The sequence below is a fragment of the Mesorhizobium sp. M1C.F.Ca.ET.210.01.1.1 genome (assembly GCF_004791585.1).
Lineage (GTDB): Bacteria > Pseudomonadota > Alphaproteobacteria > Rhizobiales > Rhizobiaceae > Mesorhizobium.
This window is the reverse complement of record NZ_SRUU01000030.1, coordinates 55,936-78,077: the sequence shown is the minus strand read 5'-3', so window position 1 is coordinate 78,077 and position 22,142 is coordinate 55,936. Positions and strand designations below refer to the sequence as shown.

Here is a 22,142-nt window from a genome sequence, read left to right as displayed (position 1 = left end):
ACACCGTGCCGGTGCGCGAGGTCAGGCTCTCGGCCGGCGCCGGTTTCGTCGTCATCATCTGCGGCGAGATCATGACCATGCCCGGCCTGCCCAAGGCGCCGTCCTCGGAAAAGATCTTCCTCAACGAGGCTGGCCAGATCGAGGGTCTGTTCTAACCATCGCTCGAGCTGAAATGACCAAGGGCGCCGGCTCATCGCGGCGCCCTTTTGCTTGGCCAGGTTCTACGACACAGCGGATGAGCCGAATTTCTTGATGCCGGCGACCGACATGGTGACGAACTGGTCGAGGATGGTGAAGAAGATGTCGAGGCTGAAGCCGAACAGGAAGGCGAAGGTGAACAGGCTGAAACCTATTCCGGTGACCTCGCCGCCGAGCTTGGTTCCCGGCGCCATGAACCATGCCAGGATCATGCCGGCCAGCGCGCCAAGCGCAATACGATGGATAAGCCGCGCCAGCGTCGGATTGGGCAAGAGCGGATTGAGGATCATCCGCATGTGGAACATGATCCCGCCAAGTGCGCCATAGAGCGCGGGCAGGATCCACAACGCATAGGGGCTGAGGACCTCGCTGAGGGTCTTGGCCTGCAGTGTCAGCGTCGAAATCGAATTCGGCGTGATGGTGATGACGCCTTCGCATTGCAGGCTGCGCGTCGCTTCATCGAAATCGACGCTTACGTCGTCAACCTTAGTCGTCATGTCGGTAGCGCTGACGACCTCGGTGTTGTCTTGGCCATTGTTTTTGATCTTGCAGTCGAAATCCGACTGTTTGAGCAGCGGCCGACTGCTCTCAGCCCCGCCTTGTTGCTCGGCCGGGGCCACCTCCTGGCTGCAGAACTGGTTTATGGCCATCTGCCTCGGGTTTGAGAAATCCGGCGGGGCGCCCGCTTTGGTGGTCGAGGCGGAAAGCTTGCAGTAGGCCCATTGCATTCCCCAGATCGGAAATGGCGCCTCCTGCGTCATGAACCCTTGCGCCCTCACCAGCAGCGAGGAAAAACGCTGATCGAGCGAATGCAGGTTGTCGACGGAATTGTAATACGCATCTTTCAGCAGCGTCAGGTCGGTCGTCGTCGTCGAACCCTGCTGGTCGATGGCCGAGCCTAGCTGCTTCTTCGTTGCCCAGACCTGCCTGATCGATTGGCCGAAGCGGGCGCTGAAATCGTTGTTGTCAATCTCCTGCAGTTCGACATTGATCGAAACGCCCCTGTTGTAGACGTAGGTCAGCTTGCCGATGACGATCATCATCGTCACCGACAGCGCAACGAGGAGATATGTCGCGAAGGCGGTCCGGCGCGACATATCGCCGGGCAACCAACCCGACCGCAAGGCCGCCAGGGTGGAGAACGGCACGGTGGCGGAACAATCGTTGAGTACCGTCTGAAGATTGACCACGGCAGGTTGGCTGGCGGTGGCGTCATCGAGCTTTTCGGCATCGCCAATGGCCGCGAACAGGGAGCTGTCCTTGAACACGCCGTAGCGGCCGTAGCTGGCGACCAGCTTCGCGTCCGCGAGCAGACCGGAAACAAGAGGATCCTTGGGCGTCGTCATGGCGGCCTCTCGGACGACTACCCCAGATAACCCTGGACAAAGCCGTATTGCGACGGGCATCCGCATGGATATCCGGGCGGCCCGGGTGGCTGCGCCCAGCACCAGAAGAATTGGGTGAAGCAGATCGTGCCCGGCGCGTGCGGTGGAACTTGCGCGAAGGCGGGCCAAGGCAACAGCGCTGCGCCGACAGCAAGCGTCAGGACAACCACGGTTCGTGCAATGCGCGCTTTCACTCGAGCCCCCAGCCAACCGCGCTCAGCCAAATGCCGTATGACTTTCCAGAAATTCTGGGATGACTTCTGTGAAACGCGTCACGCCAATCTCGTTATTTGGCTCCAAAGCAAAAGCGCCGCATTGTTGCGGCGCCTTTCTTGTCTCGAAGCGGCCCAAATCTAGGCGGCGTTGCGCTTCAGCGCCCGCTGGTTCGACGCATAGATGGTGTCGCGCTCCGGCAGGGTGCCGGTCTTCAAGCACTCGATCCATTCGGCGGTCTTCAGCACGGCGGCGAACCGCGACTGCAGCACGACGCTCACCACGCGATGGATGTCCTCGGCCGACGCATAGCCGGCACTGTTGGCATAGGGCACCGAGCCGCTGGCATCCGAAAGGAACTCGACGGCAAATCCCATATGCACCGCGTGGATGATGGTCGAGAGATCGCAATTATGCGTCATGTAGCCGACGACCGCGATCGTATCGATACGGTTGGCGCGCAGCCAGTCTTCGAGGTCGGTGCCGATGAATGCGGAGGGCAGCTTCTTCTCGACATAATGATCGCGGGCGCGCCGGGCGATCTCGGGATGCAATTCACCGCCGTGACTGCCCTTGGCGAAGATCGGCGAAGTTTCGGGTGCCATCTGCCTGACGACGACGATCTTGATGCCGGCCGCAGCCGCAGCATCCATGGCGCGCGCCACATTGGCGACGCTGTCGGCGAAGGGCGGATGCTGGATGGCGAGATTGCCGCCGTTATAGTCATTCTGGACATCGACGACGACGAGCGCGCGGCGCGGCTGGGTGGCTTGTGCTGACATGGCGGTTTCCTTTCGACCGGGTTGATGCAGGCAAAGCTAGGGCGAACGCCCGCACACAGAAAGTGTCCCGATTGACATTATTCGAAAGAATTGGGACACTCCTGCCTAATTCCCAATGGTGTCTGCCATGCGCAATCCGGTCATTGCCGCCGTCGCTTTCGACGGCATCAGCCCCTTCCATCTTTCGGTGCCATGCCTGGTTTTCGGCGCGGACCGCACCAAGCTTGGCCTGCCGCGCTTCGACTTCCGCGTCTGCGCGGCCGAGCAAGGGCCTATTCATACCGATGCCGGGCTGAGCATTTCGGTCCCGCATGATCTTTCGGCGCTTGACGCGGCCGACATCGTCATCATCCCAAGCTGGAAGGATCTTGAGGCCCCCCTGGCCGCGCCGCTCAAGGATGCGCTCGAACGGGCGCACGAGCGCGGCGCGCTGATCGTCGGCCTGTGCCTCGGCCCCATCGCCGCCGCCGGACTGCTTGCGGGGCGCAAGGCGACCACGCATTGGGCCTATACCGATCAGCTGCAGGCGCTTCATCCCGACATCGCCGTCGATGCCGACGTGCTCTATGTCGATGACGGCGACATCGTCACCTCCGCCGGCGTCGCCGCAGGCCTCGACTGCTGCCTGCACATCGTGCGGGCCCGCTACGGCGCCGAGGCAGCACTTCGGCTTGCCCGCCACGTCGTGCTCTCGCCTCACCGGCAAGGCGGACAGGCGCAGTTCATAGAGCGCCCGCTCGCGCCGACGCCGACCACCGACCGGTTCGCGAAGGCCCTCGATGAGGTGCGGGCAAAGCTCGGCGAAACGCACGGCCTGGACAGCGTCGCCGAAGCAGCGGGCCTCACCCGCCGCACCTTCACGCGCCGTTTCCAGAAGATGATGGGCACCAGCTTCGGCGACTGGCTGGCCGACCAGCGCGTGGCGCTGGCGCAGCGACTGCTGGAACAGACGGACAAGTCGATGGACTTGGTGGCCTTCGAGGCTGGTTTCGGCAGCGCCACCTCGCTGCGCCAGCATTTCGCCGCTCGGCTCAGGACCTCGCCGATGCAATACAGGCGTGAATTCTCAAGGGGCACTCAGGCCACGCTCAACGCCGCGTGAGCGCCCGCGCCGGATTGCCGACCGCCGTGGCGTTCGCGGCCACGTCGCGTGTCACAACCGCTCCGGCGCCGACGATGGCGCCCTCGCCAATGCTGACGCCGGCAAGGATCACCGCGCTGCCGCCGATCCAGGCATTGTCGCCGATCGTGACCGGTTTCGCGATCTCCAGTCCGGCTTGCCGTCCGGCAGCTTCCCAGTGATGCTCGGCGCAATAGATCTGCACATTGGGGCCAAGCTGCGTTCCCTTGCCGATGTGCACCGGCGCGGTATCGAGGATGGTGCAGCCGGCATTGAGGAAGGCGCCTTCGCCGAGGAACAGGTTGAAGCCATAGGCACAATGGAAAGGCGCCTCGATGCGCGCGCCCTCGCCCGCGCCGCCGAGCAGCGCCCGCAACGCCGGGCCAATGTCGCCGCGCTGCCGGGGCGGCAGGCTGTTGTGCTCGAAAGCGGCATCGCGGGCGGCAACGCGCAGCTCTTCCAGCTCCGGGTCGATGCAGGTGTACCATTCACCCGTCACCATCTTCATGCGCTCGCTTGTCGTCATGGCCGCTCCTCCGAGGCTGCCTGCTGCCAAAGTCCGCGCCTTGGCGAAAGCCGATGGCCAAACGCCCGGTCTATGCTAGCCTACCATGCTGGGCCCTGCGAGGTCCTGATTTTGAGGGGGTCGATCATGCTTTACCTGCTTGCATTGCTGATCGGTGTCATTGCCGGCCTCCGCGCCATGACCGCGCCGGCCGCCGTCGCCTGGGGTTGTTATCTCGGCTGGCTGCCGGTCACCGGCACGTGGGCGAGCTTCATGGGCCATTGGGCCGCCGTTGGCGTCTTCACGATCCTGGCGATCGTCGAGCTCGTCACCGACCAGTTGCCGTCGACGCCAAGCCGCAAGGTGCCGCAGCAGTTCGGCGTCCGCATCATCATGGGGGCCTTCACCGGCGCGGTCATCGGCGCGACCGGCGGCGCCACCATCGGCGGCCTGATCGCCGGCGCGATCGGCGCGGTGATCGGCACGCTGGGCGGCGCCGAGGCGCGCGGCCGGCTGGCCGCCGCCTTCGGCAAGGATCCGCCCGCCGCCTTCATCGAGGACGCCGTTGCCATTGTCGGCGGCCTGCTGATCGTGGCGGCCGTCGCATGACGGCCAAGAGCTTCGACGCCATCGTCATCGGTGCCGGCCAGGCCGGCACGCCGCTTGCCGGCCGGCTGAACGCGGCCGGCATGAGCGTGGCGCTGATCGAGCGCAAGCTGGTCGGCGGCACCTGCGTCAACACGGGCTGCATCCCGACCAAGACGATGGTGGCGAGCGCCTATGCCGCCCACCTCGCCCGCCGCGCCGCCGACTATGGCGTGACGCTTTCCGGTGCGGTCGGCGTCGACTACAAGGCGATCAAGGCGCGCAAGGACAAGGTGTCGGGCGCCTCCCGCACGGGGCTCGAGACCTGGATCGCCGGCATGGAGAAGTGCACGCTCTACCGCGGCCATGCCCGTTTCGAGTCCGCCAACATCGTGCGCGTCGGCGACGATCTGCTGACCGCACCGAAGATCTTCCTCAACACCGGCGGCCGCGCCTCGGTGCCCAACCTGCCCGGTGTCGACGATATACCCTACCTCACCAATTCCTCGATGATGGATCTCGATGTGCTGCCCGGCCATCTCGTCGTCGTCGGCGGCAGCTACATCTCGCTCGAATTCGCGCAGATGTTCCGCCGCTTCGGCTCCGAGGTCACAGTGATCGAGAAGGCTCCGCGGCTGGCGGGCCGCGAGGACGAGGAAACCTCGGCCGCCATCCTGTCGATCCTGGAAAACGAAGGAATCACCGTCCATCTCGGCGCCGCCGACATCGGCTTCGCCAGGAAGGGCAACGAGATCGCCGTGACCTTCTCGGGCGGCAAGCCGCCGGCCGTCGGCTCGCATGTGCTGCTGGCGCTTGGCCGGGTGCCCAACACCGACGATCTTGGCCTCGACAAAGCCGGCGTCGAGGTCGACAAGCGCGGCTTCATCGTCGTCGACGACCAGCTGCGCACCAGCGTTCCCGGCATCTGGGCGATGGGCGACTGCAACGGCAAGGGCGCCTTCACCCACACCTCCTACAATGACTACGAGATCGTCGCCGCCAATCTGCTCGACAACGATCCGCGCAAGGTGAGCGACCGCATCGAGGCCTATGCGCTCTACATCGATCCGCCGCTCGGCCGCTGTGGCATGACAGAGGCGGCGGTGAGGAAATCCGGTCGCCGGGCGCTGGTCGGCCAGCGGCCGATGACGCGCGTTGGCCGCGCCGTCGAGAAGGGCGAGACGCAGGGCTTCATGAAGATCCTGGCCGATGCCGACACCGGCGAGATCCTTGGCTGCGCTGTGCTTGGGCCGGGCGGCGACGAGGCGATCCACTGCGTGCTCGACCTCATGTATGCCAAGGCACCGATCTCGACGCTGGCGCGCGCCATGCACATCCACCCCAACGTCTCGGAGCTTCTGCCAACCATCGCCCAGGAGCTGAAACCGCTGGTCTGAAGCAGTTCGCAGGCGCTTGACCGCCGTGCCGCAGGCGCGGCCGGCCGGACAGTAGCCTTACGCCGACAGCCAACCGGGCTGGACCACTCGACAGCCGAACCGCAAACATGCATGTCTGCCTCTCCATCGGAGGCACCCATGCAGAAAACCCTCGAATGTATTGCTGGCGACGCCGAAGGCACCACTTACGAATTCCCGGTCTTTCGCTTCGAGGGCACGGACAAAGCGGCTCCGACCGCCTACCTGCAAGCGGCCCTTCATGCCGGGGAGTTGCCGGGCGTCGTCGCCATCGACGCGCTGATGCCGACGCTGGCCAAGGCGGAAGCGGAAGGCCGCATCAAGGGCGACATCACCATCGTGCCGTGGGCCAATCCGATCGGTCGCGCCCAGTATCATTTCGGCGAGCATCAGGGTCGCTTCAACCTCGGTACCCGCACCAATTTCAACCGTGCCTTTCCGCTGCTTGCAGCGCCAGACGTCAAGCTTTTGCCGGACGTCAGCCTCGGCGGCGCCGACCGCCGGCTGAAGAACCGGCTCGTCGAGCTCTCGCTCGGCAACGACATCGTGCTCGACCTCCACTGCGACGACGAAGGTCTCGCCTACCTCTATATCCACACCAGCCTGTGGCCGGCGATGGCCGACTGCGCGGCCGCCATGGGCGCCGATGCCGTTGTGCTGTGGAGCGAGGACATGAGCGGCACCTTCGAGGGCGCCTCGATCATGCCCTATCAGAATGTGCCGCCGAGCGTTGCGCGCTTCGACCGGCGCGTCGTCACCACGGTCGAATATCGCGGCATGCTCGATGTCGATGGCGCGCTTGCCGCTTCCGATGCCGTGGGCCTCCATCGTCTGCTGGTGACGCGCGGCGTCATCGAGGATCCGTCAATTCAGAAAGCCGGCAACTTTACCGGCGCCGTCGTGCCGCTGGAAAACATCGACATGATGCCCTCGCCCAGGGCCGGGGCGATCCTTTACGACGTCAGGCCCGGCGATCGCGTCGCCAAGGGCGACAGGCTCGCCACGATCATCCATGCGCCCGGCGAGCCGGGCGGCCGCACCGAGGTCTTCGCGCCGCAGTCGGGCTTCATCCTGACCCGCCGTTCGCGCCGCATCATCCGCGCCGGTGAAGACCTGCTGAAGCTCGCCGGCGACAAGAGGAGCGACGATGCGCGCTCGGGCACGCTGGAGGACTGATGCATGTCGCCCAAGAGTGCTCAGCGGTTTTGGGCAACATGCACCAGGCAAAGGCTTGCGCCTTTCACCATCCGCATGAAATCCAGTTGCGCGACCGCCCATTCGCCGCTATGGGAGTCGCCATGAACATGCGTTCGAACAAGACCGTTTGGTGGTGGGCTCGCTGACAGCGGCCGGTTCGAACGCGCGTGCGTAAAGAGAGGGTGGCCGCAACGGAATGTCCGGGCGGCCATTTGTTTTTTCAAGCCATTCCCGGGTCCGTTGCCCAAAACGCTGATGGAGACGGCAATGACGACTAAAGTTCTGGACAACGGGGCCGAGCGCTTCGTCACCGCGGGCGGGGTGACGATCACCCGCGAACGCCATGACCAGCCCTATGAAGGCGCCATCGACGCCTACGTCGATGGGCTGAATTCGCGCCGCGGCGCGGTGTTTTCCTCGAACTACGAGTATCCGGGCCGCTACACGCGCTGGGACACGGCCATCATCGATCCACCGCTGGTGATCTCGGCGCGCGGCCGCGCCATGCGCATCGAGGCGCTGAACAGCCGCGGCGAGGTGCTCTTGCCGGTGATCGGCAAGGCGCTTGGCGAACTCAGCGAGGTGACGATCGCCGAGACCTCGAAAAAGCTCATCCGCCTCGAGGTTGCCAAGCCCGGCCGCGTCTTCACCGAGGAGGAGCGCAGCCGCGTTCCCTCCGTCTTCACCGTGCTGCGCGCCATCACCGCGTTGTTCAAGACCGCCGAGGACGCCAATCTCGGCCTCTACGGCGCCTTCGGCTACGACCTCGCCTTCCAGTTCGACCCGGTCGACTACAAGCTCGAGCGCAAGGAAAGCCAGCGCGATCTCGTGCTGTTCCTGCCCGACGAGATCCTGGTCGTCGACCACTATTCGACCAAGGCCTGGACCGACCGCTACGACTATTCCGGCGACGGTTTTTCCACCGAAGGCCTGGCGCGCGACGCCCATGCCGAGCCGTTCAAGACCGCCGACCGCATTCCGCCGCGCGGCGACCATGAGCCGGGCGAATACGCGAACCTGGTTCGCCGGGCGATGGAAAGCTTCAAGCGCGGCGACCTGTTCGAGGTCGTGCCCGGCCAGATGTTCTACGAGCGCTGCGAGACCCAGCCTTCCGACATTTCCCGCAAGCTGAAGTCGATCAACCCGTCCCCCTACTCCTTCTTCATCAATCTCGGCGAAAACGAATATCTGATCGGCGCCTCGCCGGAAATGTTCGTGCGCGTCAATGGCCGGCGGGTCGAGACCTGCCCGATCTCCGGCACCATCAAGCGCGGCGACGACGCCATCTCCGACAGCGAGCAGATCCTCAAGCTGCTCAACTCCAAGAAGGACGAATCCGAGCTCACCATGTGCTCGGATGTCGACCGCAACGACAAGTCGCGCGTCTGCGAGCCGGGCTCGGTGCGCGTCATCGGCCGCCGTCAGATCGAGATGTATTCGCGCCTCATCCACACCGTCGACCACATCGAAGGGCGGCTGCGCGAAGGTATGGACGCCTTCGACGCCTTCCTGTCGCATGCCTGGGCGGTCACCGTCACCGGCGCGCCGAAGCTGTGGGCCATGCGCTTCATCGAGCAGAACGAGAAGAGCCCGCGCGCCTGGTATGGCGGCGCCATCGGCATGGTCAACTTCAACGGCGACATGAACACCGGGCTGACGCTGCGCACCATCCGCATCAAGGACGGCATCGCCGAAGTGCGCGCCGGCGCCACGCTGCTCTTCGACAGCGTTCCCGAGGAAGAAGAAGCCGAAACCGAATTGAAGGCATCAGCCATGCTCTCCGCCATCCGCGACGCCAAGGCCGGCAACGCCGCCGGCGCCGAACGCGCCACCGCGCGCGTCGGCGACGGCGTCAACATCCTGCTCGTCGACCACGAGGACTCCTTCGTCCACACGCTGGCCAATTACTTCCGCCAGACCGGCGCCAATGTTTCCACCGTGCGCACGCCGGTGCCGGAGGAGGTTTTTGAGCGGTTGAAGCCCGATCTCGTCGTGCTCTCGCCCGGCCCGGGCACGCCAAAGGATTTCGATTGCGCGGCCACCATCAAAAGGGCGCGCGCTCGCGACCTGCCGATCTTCGGCGTCTGTCTTGGCCTGCAGGCGCTCGCCGAAGCCTATGGCGGCGAACTGAGGCAGTTGCACATCCCGATGCACGGCAAGCCGTCGCGCATCCGCGTCTCCAAGCCCGGCATCATCTTCTCGGGCCTGCCCAAGGAAGTGACCGTTGGCCGTTATCACTCGATCTTCGCCGATCCGGTACGCCTGCCCGATGGATTCGTGGTCACCGCCGAGACCGAGGACGGCGTCATCATGGCCTTCGAGCATCGCAAGGAACCGATCGCCGCGGTGCAGTTCCACCCGGAATCGATCATGACGCTCGGCCACAATGCCGGCATGCGCATCATCGAGAACATCGTCGCGCATCTGCCTCGCAAGGCCAAGGAAAAGGCCGCCTAGGGCGGCAGGTTGGGATGAACGCGGCAACGACGATGACGACGACGGAAACAAAGGCGGCGGCCAGGCAAAAGGTCGCCAGCCTTGCCTTCTGGTCGATCGTCGTCGCTGGCGTCGTGCTCGCCCTCAAGCTTGTCGCCTGGTACATCACCGGTTCGGTCGCGCTCTATTCGGACGCGGCGGAATCGATCGTCAACGTCATCGCTTCGGTCGCCGCCTTCTGGGCGATCCAGGTCAGCTACAAGCCGGCCGACCAGGACCATCCCTTCGGCCATCACAAGGCCGAGTATTTCTCGGCCGTTCTCGAAGGCGTGCTGATCGTCGTCGCGGCCCTCCTGATCCTCAACGAGGTCTGGCGATCCTGGCAGCATCCCGCCCCGCTCGAGCAGCCCTGGAAAGGCCTTGCGGTCAACGGCGTGGCGACAGTCATCAACGCGATCTGGGCCTGGACCCTGATCCGCGCCGGACAGAACGCCAAGTCGCCCGCGTTGACCGCCGACGGCCAGCACATCATGACCGACGTCGTGACGTCAGTCGGCGTGTTCGGCGGCCTTGTCGGCGCGGTGCTCACCGGCTGGCAGATCCTCGACCCGGCGCTTGCCGTGATCGTCGCGCTCAACATCCTCTGGCAGGGCTGGCACGTCATCGGCTCGTCGGTGAACGGCCTGATGGACCGCGCCGTCGATCAGCAGGAACACATGCAGATCCGCGACATCATCTCGGCCAATTCGAAGGGCGCGCTGGAGGTGCATGACCTGAAGACGCGCATTGCCGGACGCGCCACTTTCATCGAGTTCCACCTGGTCGTCGACGCCGACATGTCGGTCGGCGCCAGCCATGTCATCTGCGACCGCATCGAGGACGCGCTGAAAGCCGAAATCCCTTCGGTGCGCGTCACCATCCATGTCGAGCCGGACGACGAGGCGAAACTGCCGAAGGGCACGACCGCGGTGCCGTTCGCGTAAGCGCCAGACTTACGGCGCGCAGGCCGACTGCGGCATCGGATTCAGCCTGTAGATCTTGTCGTCGGATTTCGTCTTGCCGCCTGCCGCCTTCGAGCAGAGATCGACGATGGCGAGCGCGCTGTTGGGGTTGGCCAGCATCATCGTGGCGCTGGCGCCGCGCTTCAGGAAAATCTCCTTCTGCGAGATGTCGCAGGCAAAATCGCTCATCTTCGAGCTGGCCGAGCAGCGCCACTGGTCGGCCTCGCCCTGGCAGGAATAGGTCTGGGTGACCTTGGCCCCCTTCTGCCTGGTCGTCACCGAGACGGCGATATCGGCGCCGTCGGGCCAGTTGGCGGCATCGCCGCTGGCGGCGAACGAGGCGAGCTCGATCGGGCCGCGGAAGACGCGGATCGACTGCGTCACCTGGTCGGGATGCGACTTCAGATGTTCGGCATCGTAGTCACGGCCGTAGCAGAAGGACTGGTCAGGTTTCAGCCGCTCGCGGAGCGGAGCCCCCAGCGCCGGGTCGATCGGATCAATGCGAGCGAACTCCGCCTTGCAGGTGGAGGCCGGCATCGGGTCGAGACGGAAATTGTCATCCTCGCTGCCGAGCGCCTGCTCGTTGTACTTCGCCTTGCCGAGATCCTCCTCCGCGCCCGCGTCGAGATACACGTCAGGCTGCAGGTCGGAGAGGATCAGCCGGCCCTTGTCGTCGACCTTGAGCGAGGCGAGCGTGCGGTCGCACTCCATGCCGCAATGGATGCCGCTCGCCTTGTCGCCCGGATCCTCCTTGTTGCACCAGCCTGCCGCCCATTCCGGTTTCTTGGCGCCGCGCACCGTCGTGGTGAGGAAGCCGTTGTAAGCGGCGTCGCCGAGCGTGCTCGGTTCCTCGTTCGGTCGGCTGACCGGATCATGGCCGTAATAGAAGAAGATGCGCGCCACCTTCTGGTGCGAATGCGCCTTGAGGTGCGCGACATCATAGACGCGGCCGAAGCAGGCGTCGGCGCCGTTGGGGCTAAGCTCGGTGAGCTTGAGAGCATCCTCGGCAAGAGCGGCGCCCGAAATGAACAATGCCGCGCCAAGTGCCGCGCCCCCGACCATCCTTGAGGCCATGCCACCCTCCTCGCACCGACAGGACTTCGATATGCTAGTCTAAAGCATGTCTCCCGAAAGTGGGAATCGGTTTCGGGACAAAGATATGCGTAAAATCAAAAACCTAAAGCGCACGGAGCGAACCTGAAAGATCGCGACGCGCTTTGGGCACGACGCTCAGGCGAGGCAAAATCGGGCAGGCAAGCAGAGGAGGACAGGATGCTGCGCCGTGACATTTTCCGCGCCGGCCTTGCCGGAGCCGCAGGTCTTTTCGGCCTGCGCCAGGCTAGTGCCGCCGCGGGCGAGGAAAGGCTGAAGGTCGCCTATCATCTCAGCGACGCCGACAAGGTCAATTTCGTACTCGGCAACATCAAGAACCACTATGAGGGCACCGGCGGCAATGTCGAGATCGTGCTGGTCGTGCACGGTCCGGCCCTTGCGGCCTTCAAGGCCAAGAGCGCTTCCGGCGCGACGTCGAGCCGCTTTGCCGGCCTTGTCCAGCAGGGGCTGGTTCCGCAGGCCTGCGGCAACACGTTGCGCGGCATGGACATTGCCGTGACCGACCTGCTCGCCGGCTTCCAGGTCGCCGACAAGGGCGGCGTCGTCAGGCTCGCGGAGCTGCAGCGGCAGGGCTACGTCTATCTCCGACCCTGATTTCGGGCCCTGGTTTCGGCTGGGCTTGAACACCTGGCCGGCATGCGTCTACCAATGGCCGACGACAATCCCGGAGGTATCGACGTGACAGCCGACCCAACCGCACTTGTCATTCCAGACCTTGCCGGCAAGGTGGTGCTGGTCACCGGCGCGTCGACCGGCATCGGCGCCGCGCTCGCCCGCGCCTATGCCCGGCAGAAATGCCGCGTCGCGTTGCACTACAATTCGAGCCGGGAAGCCGCCGAAAAGCTCGCCGGAACCATCCGCGACCAAGGCGGCGAAGTGTTCCTGACCCAGGGCGATTTTTCGGTTCCCGCCGACGTCGAGCGTGTGGTCGAGGAGAGCGCGCAACATCTCGGCCGACTCGACGGGCTGGTCAACAATGCCGGAGGCATGCTCGGCCGCGTCGCCTATGCCGAGCAGACCGAAGCGCATTACGACGCGGTGATGGACCTCAACGCGCGTTCGGTGCTGACCGCCTCGCGCAAGGCGATCCCGTGGCTGAAGCGTCAGGGCGGCTTCATCATCAACACCACCTCGATCGCGGCCCGCAACGGAGCCGGCGGCGGCGCCGGCCTCTACGGCTCGTCCAAGGCCTTCGTCTCCAACGTGACACGCGGCATGGCCAAGGAACTGATCGGCTTCGGCATCCGCGTCAACGCAGTGGCGCCGGGCACCATCCTGACGCCGTTCCACGAACGCTATTCGAGCGCCGAACAAATGAAGGCCACGGTTGCGACCATACCGCAAGGCCGAGCCGGGACAGCCGAGGATTGCGTCGGCGCCTATCTGTTCCTGTCCTCCGGTCTCTTGAGCGGCTACATCATCGGTCAGGTGATCGAGGTAAACGGTGGCCAGTTGATGCCGTGAGCCGCCGACTGCATACTTGGGCGGCATACAACCTGCAGGGAGAGCAATGGCATGTTCGGACTGATCGGCAAGATGCGGGCGGCACGCGGCCAGCGCGACGCGGTCATGGACGTGCTGCGCGAAAGCACCGCTGCGCTCCCCGGCTGCCTGAGCTACATCATCGCCACCGACCCCGTAGACGCCGATGCGATCTGGGTCACTGAAGTGTGGACCGATCAGGCTAGCCACAAGGCCTCCCTGCAATTGCCGGAAGTCCAGGCCGCCATCGCCAGGGCGCGCCCCTTCATCGCTGGCTTCGAGTTCCAGGTCGAGACCCATCCGGTCGGCGGCTTCGGCCTTCCGGCCGAGAAGAGCGGCTGAAAGCGGGACCGGCGCGAAATCGAATTCTTCGCCGGGAACCGGGTTCGCGTTTGCCTGTCTCCGGTCTGGAGCAATTTCAGGAAAAATGTGAACCGGTTTTCCGTGAGAAATTACGCGAAAACAAGGAGATAGAGCGGCTCGCCATTTCAGTGGAACGGTGGTCGGCCCGCTTCCTCGTCGTGTTGCTCATTGGGCCAAGCATAGCCGAGCTGGTGGCGCGAAACGTCAGGCACTGACACGCAGTTTCAATGCGAGGGGGAGGAGAACACCAATGAGCCGCCGTTTGAATGCCGTCGATCTTTCTGGCCGCGTCGCCGTCGTGACGGGCGGCGCGCAAGGCATCGGCCTTGCCGTCGCCCGCCGCCTGCTGTCGTCAGGCGCAAGGGTCGCCATCTGGGACATCGACCGGGCAGCGATGAGGAACGCAGTCGCCGAGCTTGCGCCGCTTGGCCGCATCGAGGCCTTCCTTTGCGACCAGTCGCAGATCGAGGCCGTCGACCGCGCCGCCAGCGAGACCGAACAGGCGCTTGGGCCCGCCGATCTTCTCGTCAACAATGCCGGCATTGCCGGGCCGGCCGCGACCGTTGTGGACTATGACCCGGCCGCCTGGCGCCAGATCGTCGACATCGACCTCAACGGCGTCTTCTACTGCTGCAGGCGCCTGGTGCCCGGCATGATCGCGGGCAACTACGGCCGCATCGTCAATGTCGCCTCCGTCGCCGGCAAAGAGGGCAACCCCAATGCCGCGGCCTATTCGGCCGCCAAGGCCGGCGTGCTCGCATTGACCAAATCGCTCGGCAAGGAACTCGCCGGCCACGACATCGCCGTCAACGCGCTGACCCCCTCGCCCGCCCGCACCCGCATCCTCGAACAGCTCACCGAGGCGCAGGTGACCTACATGCTCGGCAAGGTTCCGCGCGGCAGATTCGTGGAGGTGGAGGAGGCGGCGGCCATGGTCGCCTTCATGCTGTCGGACGAGAATTCCTTCACGACCGGCGCCACCTTCGATCTTTCCGGCGGACGCGCCACCTACTGAGCACGGTCTGCGAAAGCGGCCACCGTCACCTTTTCGCATCGGACAACCCAGCGAGACGGCCCGGCTCCGGCGTGAGCGCCGAAAAATACTTGACTCAGTTTCTCATATTTGAGAGCGCGAGAGCGCAGAAAAACATGAGAAGTGGAGACAAGTTTATGCGCGAGCGGCCGAAGTCATGGCGTCCAAACGGATGGCGCCAAGCGATGTCATTGCTGGCGGGCACCGCTATCCTCGGCCACGCCTGGCCGGCGGTTGCGCAGGAGAATGGTGACGCCACCGTTCTGGGCAGGATCGAGGTGACTGCCGAAAGCAATGACATCCTGGTGCAGGACGGCTATGTCGCCAAGAAAGACCGCATCGGCACCAAGGTGGACACACCGATCGTCAAGATCCCGCAGGCCGTCTCGGTCGTGACGCAGAAGCAGATCGAGGACCAGAAGCCGCGAACGCTCAACGATGCGCTGGGCTATACGGCCAGCGCCAACCCGAACAGTTTCGGCTTCGACACCCGCTATGATGCATTCTTCCTGCGCGGCTTCCCGGCCTTCTACAACGGCATGTTCCGCGACGGGCTGCGCCAGTACAACGGACCCTCGGCCTGGTTCAAGACAGAGCCTTACGGCATCGAGGGCGTCACCATCCTGAAGGGCCCGGCGTCCTCGCTTTACGGCGTCAGCGGCCCGGGTGGCATCGTCGACGTCGTCACCAAGCGCCCCAAGGACGAGCCGTTCCATGAGATCGAACTGCTGGCCGGCGAGCACAACCGCTTCCAGGCGGCGCTCGACGCCTCCGGACCCGTCAATGACGGCGGCAGCATCCTTTACCGCTTCACCAGCCTCGGCCGGCTCAGCAAAACGGATCTGCCCGCCTATCCCGACGACAAGCTCTATCTGGCGCCGGCCGTCACCTTCACGCCGGACGAGGACACAACGCTCACCATCCTCGGCGAATATTCGAAATCCGTCACAGGCGGCACTGCCGCTTTCTACAACTCGGCCTATGGCGTGCTGTCGAACGTGTATGAAGGGGATCCGGCCTGGAACGACTTCAGCCAGGACCAGGGCCGCGTCGGCTATAAATTCGAGCACCGCTTCAACGACTGGCTCACCGTCCGCCAGAACCTTCGCTACAACGCCGTCGACAGCGACATAGAATACAGCGGCCACTATTCGATCGGCGCCGGCCAGCCGCTGCAGCGCTACTGGGGCCACTACACCGAGAAAATGAAGAACTTCGTCGTCGACAACATGGCGCAGCTCGAATTCGACACCGGAGCGGTCCGCCACACCGCGGTCGGCGGCATCGACTATGCCTGGTCCGATTACGATGCAGGCAGCGGCCTTTCCTACGTGTCGGTCGAAGCCATCAAGGCGGCACCCGTTCCCCATTCCGGCGGCCAGCAGATGGATCAGCTTGGCGTCTACCTGCACGACCAGATGGAATGGAACGATCTCACCCTGTTCACCAGCGGCCGCTACGACTGGGTCGACACCACTTCGACCGCGGCAGATTTCAGCCAGTCGAAGCAGAAGGACAGCGCTTTCTCCGGCCGCGTCGGCCTCTCCTACCGGACCGAATGGGGCATCATCCCCTATATCAACTATTCGACCTCGTTCTCGCCCAACATCGGCTTCGTCTATGACGACGTCACCAGCACTGTCGGCCGCGTCGCCCGCCCGACCATCGCGACGCAGAAGGAAATCGGCGTCAAATACGAAATCCCGGACCACAACGCGACCGTCAGCGCGGCTTTGTTCGACATCGACCAGAAGGACGGCGTCGTGTTCGACGCCTCGTCCGGCATCAACAAGCAGCGCCAGCTCGACCTCAACTCGCGCGGCGTCGAATTGGAAGCCAGCGCCTCGCTCGACAACGGCTTCAGCGTCATCGCTTCCTACACCTACCTGCGCATGAAGATCGAACGCGGCGCCGAAGGCACCGCCGGCAAGGAACTGTCGGCGACGCCGAACCACATCCTGTCGCTCTGGGGCCACTATCAGTTCGCGAACGGCACGCTTGCCGGGCTCGGGCTTGGCGCCGGCGTACGCTTCTCCGGCGCGAGCTTCGGCGACGACACCAACACCTTCAAGAACGATGCGCGCGCCTTCGTCGACGCCTCGCTGTCCTACGATTTCGGCTATCGCAACCCGAAGCTCGAGGGCGTCAAACTGCAGGTTAACGCCAAGAACCTGTTCGACAGCCAGCAGACGATCTGCTCGGCCGGCTACTGCTACCGCGACGAAGGGCGCTCGCTGTTCGGCAGTCTGCGCTACCGCTTCTGATGTCGGCCTCCGCTACCGGCCAGGCATCCTTGTCGCCTGCCGCCGTCGTCACGGCGATCGGCGGCCTCTATGTGGCACAGAGCGTGATCGGCGGCATCACCTGGACGGGCCTGCCGGCCGTCCTGCGCGATCAGGGCCTGCCGCTCGACCATATTGGCCTCCTCACCTTGATCGCCCTGCCATGGGCGCTGAAATTCCTGTGGTCACCGGCGGTGGAACGCTATCGGCTTCCGCCTGCTGGCAGGAATCGCACCGGCGCGATCGTACTTGTCGGCGGCCTCGTCTCCAGCGCCGGACTGCTGGCCGTTGCCCAACTCGGCCCGGCCACCTTTTGGCCGGTGGTCGCCTGCCTGGCGGTGGTTGCCTTTGCCGCCTCCACCGTCGACATCGCTTGCGACGGTTTTGCGGTGCAGAACCTTGCCGGCAGTAATCTCGGCTGGGGCAATGCCGCCCAGGTCGGCGGCGCCTATCTCGGCTCGGCGATCGGCGGCGGCCTGTTCCTCTTTCTGGTCGATGTCCATGGCTGGCGCGCGGCGGTCTCGGCCATGGCCTCGCTGCTCTTGCTGCTCGGCCTTCCCTTCCTGCTCGGCATCGCCGGCCGGCAGCGCGAGGAAATGCGCCAACACGTGCCCACGCTCGGCACGGCGTGGCGGCGCTCGCAGATCCGCCGCGGCCTGGCGGCATCGGCGATCTATGTCCTGGCGCAGAAAGCGGCGCTGACCATGCTTGGCCCTTTCCTTGTCGATGCCGGGCTCAGCCTTTCCACGATCGGGCTCGTCAACGGCGCCGGCAGCATGGTCCTCGGCGTCGCGGCCGCACTTGCCGGCGGCGCCCTCGTCAAATGGTTTGGCAGCGGCAGCGTCCTCGTGCTCGCGCTTGTCCTGCAGGCCGGATCGCTGTTCATCCTCTCGGCCTTCGCGCTTTCCGGTATTTTCCCGACAGGCCCGCTGGCGGCCGTCGCCATGCTGAGTTCCTCAGGTATCATGGCGCTCGGCTTCGTGGCGCTTTACGCGCAGTTCATGCGCTGGTCGGATCCGAGGCAGGCTGGCGTCGATTTCACGCTTTTCCAGTGCATGGACGCGTTGGTCAGCATGGCGGGCGGCATCCTTGCCGGCTACCTGGCGCAGCATCTTGGTTATGGCGCGCTGTTTGCCTGCGCGGGCGTGGTCGCGCTGCTGGCGGCGCCGGCCATCGCCATGGTCAGCGACCGCGACTGACAGGACGGCGCGCTATTCCTCGCCGGCTTCGCCCTGCGTACCCCGGCGCCAATAGGCGGTAACCAAGTGCCGATCGCGCGGCAGGCCCCACTCCTTGCGCACGATCCTTCGGATCTCGCGGAAGTCGGCGAACTCGCATCCGGCCCAGACATAGAGATTATCGGCCGCATGGTCGCGTTCGCGCAGCGCCGCCGGCAGCAGACCGGCACAGCCTGCCTCGCGGCCGTGCCGGTAGAGCCAGTGGACGGTGATGTTGTCGCCCTCCGTCAGCGCGATCCGGTCCTCCGGACCGTTGACCTCGACAAGGGCCTCGGCGCAGGTCGATGGCGCAAGCGCCTCGAGGATCCTGCCGATGGCGGGAAGCGCCGTATCGTCGCCCACCAGAAGCAGATTCTTCGTCTCCGGCACGTCACCGCCGCCGGGACCGATCATGCCGATGACGTCGCCGGCCCGTGCGCTCTGCGCGAACGCCGCGGCCGGCGTTTCGGTGCCGGGATGCAGCACGAAATCGACGTCGAGCCAGCCGTCGGCGATATCGAGCGCGCGGATCGTGTAGACGCGAACGGTGAGCGAATCCGCGCCCGACGGCCATAGGAGCATGCCGTCAGCGCCCATCGACGGCCACACCGGCTGCCGTCCGGGCGGCGGCAGCAGGAGCCGCACATGCAGCCCGCCATGGGCGAAGCGGCCGAGATCGCGGCAGGAAAAGCGCACGCGCTGCATATGCGGCGACAGCCGCGCCGACGACTCGACCGTGATCTCGCGGAAGAAGGCTGGCGTGCCGGCGTCCTGGCCGTCGCCCTGCCAGCGCAGGTCGCCGGTGGTCCCCAGTTGCCCGGTGATATGGCCCGCAACAATCATCTTCATGTAGGCGAGGCAGGTCTCGTCTTGCGCCGCGACCCGGATGCGCACGCCGCCGTCGTCGAGCGTGGCATTCAGCGAGCCGTAATGCATGCGGAATTCCCACTGGCCGGCAACACCGGTGTCGATCTCGCAATCGCGGTGCTCGGCGCGCAGACTGTCCATCACCGCGAAAATGGCGTCATTGCGGATATCGGCTTGCGCGCTCAATCGATCCATAGCTCAAGTCTCCTGGAACCGGCGCATGCGAGGGCGCCTTTGTCAGGCCGACATGCCACAGCGGTGCCTTGGATTCCACAGAAACTTGACTAAAGAAATCATATTTTCTGATCGCCATCGGCGAATGACAATGCGTCAAGCCGAGCGCTGTCCGGGTTCAACTGATGACCAGGCTGGAAATACGATCGCCGTCCAGCGTGAAGACCATGTCGCCTTCGCCGTTGAAGCCGTTGCCGGCCACCTTGATGCGCACGTGGTAGGCGCCGTCCGGCTGTGCGATGCGGACGATGTCGAGATGGGACTGCACGCCGATATTGTCCGACTGGTTCCAGCGTGCGATCCCGTCGCGGCCCCGGAAGGCACGGCCCCAGTCGGTGAGCAGGGCGTCGGCCGTGAAGCATCCGAGAAAGGCCTCGCTGTCGCCGGCATTGGTGGCTTCGACAAAACGGCGGATCGGGTCGGGCGTGATCATTGGTTTAAGCCCTTGAGCCCTTTTGAGATTCCAGGTCAGGCCGGCATCACCTGAATATCGGCACGGGTCAGTCGATCCTGTGCATCAGATCGTCGTCCAGCCAGCGGCCGAAGAAATAGACGAGCTGCTTGTGCCACCACGGCCAGTCATGGCTGACGTCACCGCCCCAATAGTCGACCCAGGCCGGGATGGATTTGTCGCGCAGCACCTGCTCCAGCTCGCGCGTCTCGACAAGCATGCGCTCTTCCCAGGCGCCCTGTCCGCAGCAGAAGATCAGCCTCAGCGCCCTCAGCCGCCCGAGCAGCTTCTGGTCGACGATGCCCGGCAGATAGTCGAGCGGCGAGTTGTAGAAGATGCTGCCCTCCAGCACCCGGCCGAAGAAGTCGCGGGTCGAGTAGACGCCGGAAAGCGAGATCACGCCGCTCGCCAGCTCCGGAAAGCGGAACACGAAATTCGACGAATGGTAGCCGCCCATCGAGCAGCCGCAGAACAGCGGCTTCAAGGTGCGTCCGCCATTGGCCTTAGCCGCAACCGCTTGCAGTTCCGGCAGCGCCTCCTCGCGCACATAGCGGAAATAGGCTTCGTGGCGGGCGATGCGCTCGGCCGGATCGCCGTGCTTGTCGAAGAAGGATTCAGAATCGATGCCGTCGAGCGTGAACAGCTGGATGCGGCCGGTGTCGATGAATTCGGCGAGCGCGCCGACGCCGCCCGAATCCTCGAACTGGTAGAAACGCCCCTGCGAGGTCGGGAACACCACCACCGGCCGGCCGGCATGGCCGTAGCGCTTGTATTCCATGTCGCGGCCGAGATTGCGGGCATGCCCCTTGTGATAGGAAACGTCCATCGCTTCACGCCTTTTCCGCGTGGATATAGTCGACCGCCTGGCGCAGCGCCTTCGGGTCCTTCGAACGCATCTGGTAGGCGTAGTTGCCCATGGCGCGGCTGAAAACCTCTTCGATGGCCTGGTGGTGGACGATCTTGTCGCCGTGCGCGGCTAGCACGTCCGCATGGCTGTGCAAATAGTCGATATGGCGCTTGCGGCTGGCATAGGCGGTGAAATACTTGCCCTTGTAGGGGCCGCCGGCGGCGTCCTTGACCACCATGTCGGCCCATGCGGCATAGACGTCCACATCGAAGGTGTAATTGATGGCATCCGTCATCCAGGCGCCGGGCGGACGCATGTTGACCTCGAGCGCGATGATGCGCTTGTCCTTGGTTTCGAACAGCTCGATGTGGAAGAAGCGTTCGCGCACGTCGAATGCTTTCAGGATTTTCCGGCCGGCCTCTTCCACCGCAGGCGTGATCTCGGGAAAGCAGGTGTAGCTCATGTGGCGGTCACGATTGACCGCGTCCATGATGCTCTGGTCGTAGCGATGGCTGGCCGCCAGCACCACCTCACCGGCGCGATTGACCAGCCCGTCGAAGGTGACCACCAGCCCCTCGATGAACTGCTCCATGACGAAGGTGACGCCCTCGGGCTTGTCCCTGAAGAACTGGTCGAGTTCCTTCGTGTTGGAGATCTTGAAGGTGTTCGAGGCGCCGGAGCCCGAATCCGGCTTCACCACCACCGGGTAGCCGACGCGGCGGATGAAGGTCATGGCCCCGGCGCGGTCGGAGCATTTGCGCTGCGGAATGGTCTCGACGCCGCTCTTGCGGAAGAAGGCGCGCATGCGGCTCTTGCGTTTCAGGTTCTTCACGAAATCGAGCTTGGTGCCGAAGATGTTGAAGTCGGTGCGGATGTTGGCTTCCAGCTCCAGCCAGTGCTCGTTGAGCGACTCGAAACGGTCGATGCGGCCCCATTTGTGGATGAAATGCCCCATCGCCCGGAACACGGCATCGTAGTCCTCCATGTCCGCCACGCGGTAGTATTCCGAAAGCGCTGCCCGTAGCTTGGCGCCCAGCATCTCATAGGGCGCGTCGCCGATGCCGAGCACGGTGGCGCCAGCCTTCTTCAGCCGGTCGCAGAAATCGGCGCCGTTGGCCGGAAAATGCGGCGAGAAGAACACGAAATTCATGCACGACCTCCCCCTGAGATCAGGTCCTCCGGAAGCGAGTGTGGCGCATTTGCCCGGCGCGGGGAAGAGCCCGCGCTCCACGCGGCCGGCCCGGCACTTGCCTCCTGATGGCCGCTCCTGTAAGAGAGCCGGCATGACCACGCGCACCCGCTCCGTCGCTTCTCCTCGCCCCGGCTTTGCCGGCGAGACCGTGCGCGCGCTTGCTTCGACCCTGCTTCTTCTCGGCCTTATCGGCGATCGCCGGGTTCGCTGAAGGAGCGCCCGGC

General features: G+C 64.7%; 21 protein-coding genes. 13 read left to right on the top strand and 8 right to left on the bottom strand.

The features are described from left to right. Positions 1–155, top strand: a 155-nt coding sequence (locus EN853_RS26430) for a formate--tetrahydrofolate ligase (protein WP_127300675.1), incomplete at its 5' end; no start/stop codon positions are given. Positions 156–221: 66 nt separating this feature from the next. Here EN853_RS26430 and EN853_RS26425 read toward each other — a convergent pair. Beyond that, entirely contained in the window at positions 222–1,544 is a 1,323-nt protein-coding gene (locus EN853_RS26425) for a hypothetical protein (protein ID WP_127858358.1), read from the bottom strand. A 392-nt stretch (positions 1,545–1,936) separates the two neighbouring features. Continuing rightward, positions 1,937–2,578 carry a cysteine hydrolase family protein gene (locus EN853_RS26420; RefSeq protein ID WP_127858357.1) on the bottom strand — a complete coding sequence of 214 codons (642 nt, stop codon included), beginning with the start codon at positions 2,576–2,578 and terminating at the stop codon, positions 1,937–1,939. A 127-nt stretch (positions 2,579–2,705) separates the two neighbouring features. On the opposite strand from EN853_RS26420, the gene EN853_RS26415 reads away from it, so the two are divergent. After that, a complete protein-coding gene (locus tag EN853_RS26415; RefSeq protein WP_127858356.1) occupies positions 2,706–3,680 on the top strand; it encodes a helix-turn-helix domain-containing protein in 975 nt (324 codons plus the stop codon). Here the strand turns inward: EN853_RS26415 and EN853_RS26410 are convergent. Further along, entirely contained in the window at positions 3,667–4,224 is a 558-nt protein-coding gene (locus EN853_RS26410; protein ID WP_127858355.1) for a sugar O-acetyltransferase, read from the bottom strand. The genes EN853_RS26415 and EN853_RS26410 overlap by 14 nt on opposite strands. 126 nt (positions 4,225–4,350) lie before the next feature. Here EN853_RS26410 and EN853_RS26405 point away from each other — a divergent pair, with 126 nt between their 5' ends. The 5 genes from EN853_RS26405 to EN853_RS26385 all read left to right on the top strand — a co-directional run bounded on the left by EN853_RS26405 (position 4,351) and on the right by EN853_RS26385 (position 10,819). Beyond that, positions 4,351–4,812 carry a DUF4126 domain-containing protein gene (locus tag EN853_RS26405; RefSeq protein WP_127858354.1) on the top strand — a complete coding sequence of 154 codons (462 nt, stop codon included), beginning with the start codon at positions 4,351–4,353 and terminating at the stop codon, positions 4,810–4,812. Continuing rightward, positions 4,809–6,185 (top strand): FAD-containing oxidoreductase, encoded by a 1,377-nt coding sequence (locus tag EN853_RS26400; protein ID WP_127858353.1) that lies wholly within the window; start codon positions 4,809–4,811, stop codon positions 6,183–6,185. The genes EN853_RS26405 and EN853_RS26400 overlap by 4 nt, the downstream gene beginning before the upstream one ends. A gap of 138 nt (positions 6,186–6,323) precedes the next feature. After that, positions 6,324–7,379 (top strand): succinylglutamate desuccinylase/aspartoacylase family protein, encoded by a 1,056-nt coding sequence (locus EN853_RS26395; RefSeq protein WP_127858352.1) that lies wholly within the window; start codon positions 6,324–6,326, stop codon positions 7,377–7,379. Positions 7,380–7,667: 288 nt separating this feature from the next. After that, positions 7,668–9,857, top strand: a complete 2,190-nt coding sequence (locus EN853_RS26390; RefSeq protein ID WP_127858351.1) for an anthranilate synthase — start codon at positions 7,668–7,670, stop codon at positions 9,855–9,857. Between the two features lie 14 nt (positions 9,858–9,871). Beyond that, positions 9,872–10,819: a cation diffusion facilitator family transporter gene (locus tag EN853_RS26385; RefSeq protein WP_127858350.1), complete on the top strand. Its 948-nt coding sequence runs from the start codon at positions 9,872–9,874 to the stop codon at positions 10,817–10,819. A gap of 9 nt (positions 10,820–10,828) precedes the next feature. Here the strand turns inward: EN853_RS26385 and EN853_RS26380 are convergent, their stop codons facing one another. Further along, the gene (locus EN853_RS26380; RefSeq protein ID WP_127858349.1) at positions 10,829–11,911 is read right to left on the bottom strand and encodes a hypothetical protein; all 1,083 of its coding nucleotides are present in this window, start codon (positions 11,909–11,911) and stop codon (positions 10,829–10,831) included. Positions 11,912–12,109: 198 nt separating this feature from the next. On the opposite strand from EN853_RS26380, the gene EN853_RS26375 reads away from it, so the two are divergent. From EN853_RS26375 to EN853_RS26350, 6 genes are all read left to right on the top strand, one after another. Beyond that, complete coding sequence (locus EN853_RS26375) at positions 12,110–12,544, top strand: DsrE family protein (protein WP_127858348.1); 435 nt, start codon at positions 12,110–12,112, stop codon at positions 12,542–12,544. A gap of 84 nt (positions 12,545–12,628) precedes the next feature. Continuing rightward, entirely contained in the window at positions 12,629–13,414 is a 786-nt protein-coding gene (locus EN853_RS26370) for an SDR family oxidoreductase (protein WP_245517191.1), read from the top strand. 51 nt (positions 13,415–13,465) lie between these two features. Continuing rightward, on the top strand, positions 13,466–13,774 hold the full coding sequence (locus tag EN853_RS26365) for a putative quinol monooxygenase (protein ID WP_127858346.1): 309 nt from the start codon (positions 13,466–13,468) through the stop codon (positions 13,772–13,774). 283 nt (positions 13,775–14,057) lie between these two features. Beyond that, positions 14,058–14,810 carry an SDR family NAD(P)-dependent oxidoreductase gene (locus EN853_RS26360; protein WP_127858581.1) on the top strand — a complete coding sequence of 251 codons (753 nt, stop codon included), beginning with the start codon at positions 14,058–14,060 and terminating at the stop codon, positions 14,808–14,810. A gap of 203 nt (positions 14,811–15,013) precedes the next feature. Continuing rightward, complete coding sequence (locus EN853_RS26355) at positions 15,014–17,092, top strand: TonB-dependent siderophore receptor (protein WP_245517190.1); 2,079 nt, start codon at positions 15,014–15,016, stop codon at positions 17,090–17,092. Next, a complete protein-coding gene (locus tag EN853_RS26350; RefSeq protein WP_127858344.1) occupies positions 17,092–18,309 on the top strand; it encodes an MFS transporter in 1,218 nt (405 codons plus the stop codon). The genes EN853_RS26355 and EN853_RS26350 overlap by 1 nt, the downstream gene beginning before the upstream one ends. A gap of 12 nt (positions 18,310–18,321) precedes the next feature. On the opposite strand, the gene EN853_RS26345 is transcribed toward EN853_RS26350, so the two are convergent. The 4 genes from EN853_RS26345 to EN853_RS26330 all read right to left on the bottom strand — a co-directional run bounded on the left by EN853_RS26345 (position 18,322) and on the right by EN853_RS26330 (position 21,876). Continuing rightward, entirely contained in the window at positions 18,322–19,389 is a 1,068-nt protein-coding gene (locus EN853_RS26345; protein WP_127858343.1) for a siderophore-interacting protein, read from the bottom strand. Between the two features lie 157 nt (positions 19,390–19,546). Continuing rightward, entirely contained in the window at positions 19,547–19,861 is a 315-nt protein-coding gene (locus tag EN853_RS26340) for a nuclear transport factor 2 family protein (RefSeq protein WP_127858342.1), read from the bottom strand. Positions 19,862–19,928: 67 nt separating this feature from the next. Next, positions 19,929–20,705: an alpha/beta hydrolase-fold protein gene (locus tag EN853_RS26335; RefSeq protein ID WP_127858341.1), complete on the bottom strand. Its 777-nt coding sequence runs from the start codon at positions 20,703–20,705 to the stop codon at positions 19,929–19,931. A 4-nt stretch (positions 20,706–20,709) separates the two neighbouring features. Further along, positions 20,710–21,876, bottom strand: a complete 1,167-nt coding sequence (locus EN853_RS26330; RefSeq protein WP_127858340.1) for an ATP-grasp domain-containing protein — start codon at positions 21,874–21,876, stop codon at positions 20,710–20,712. Positions 21,877–22,142: the final 266 nt, after the last annotated feature.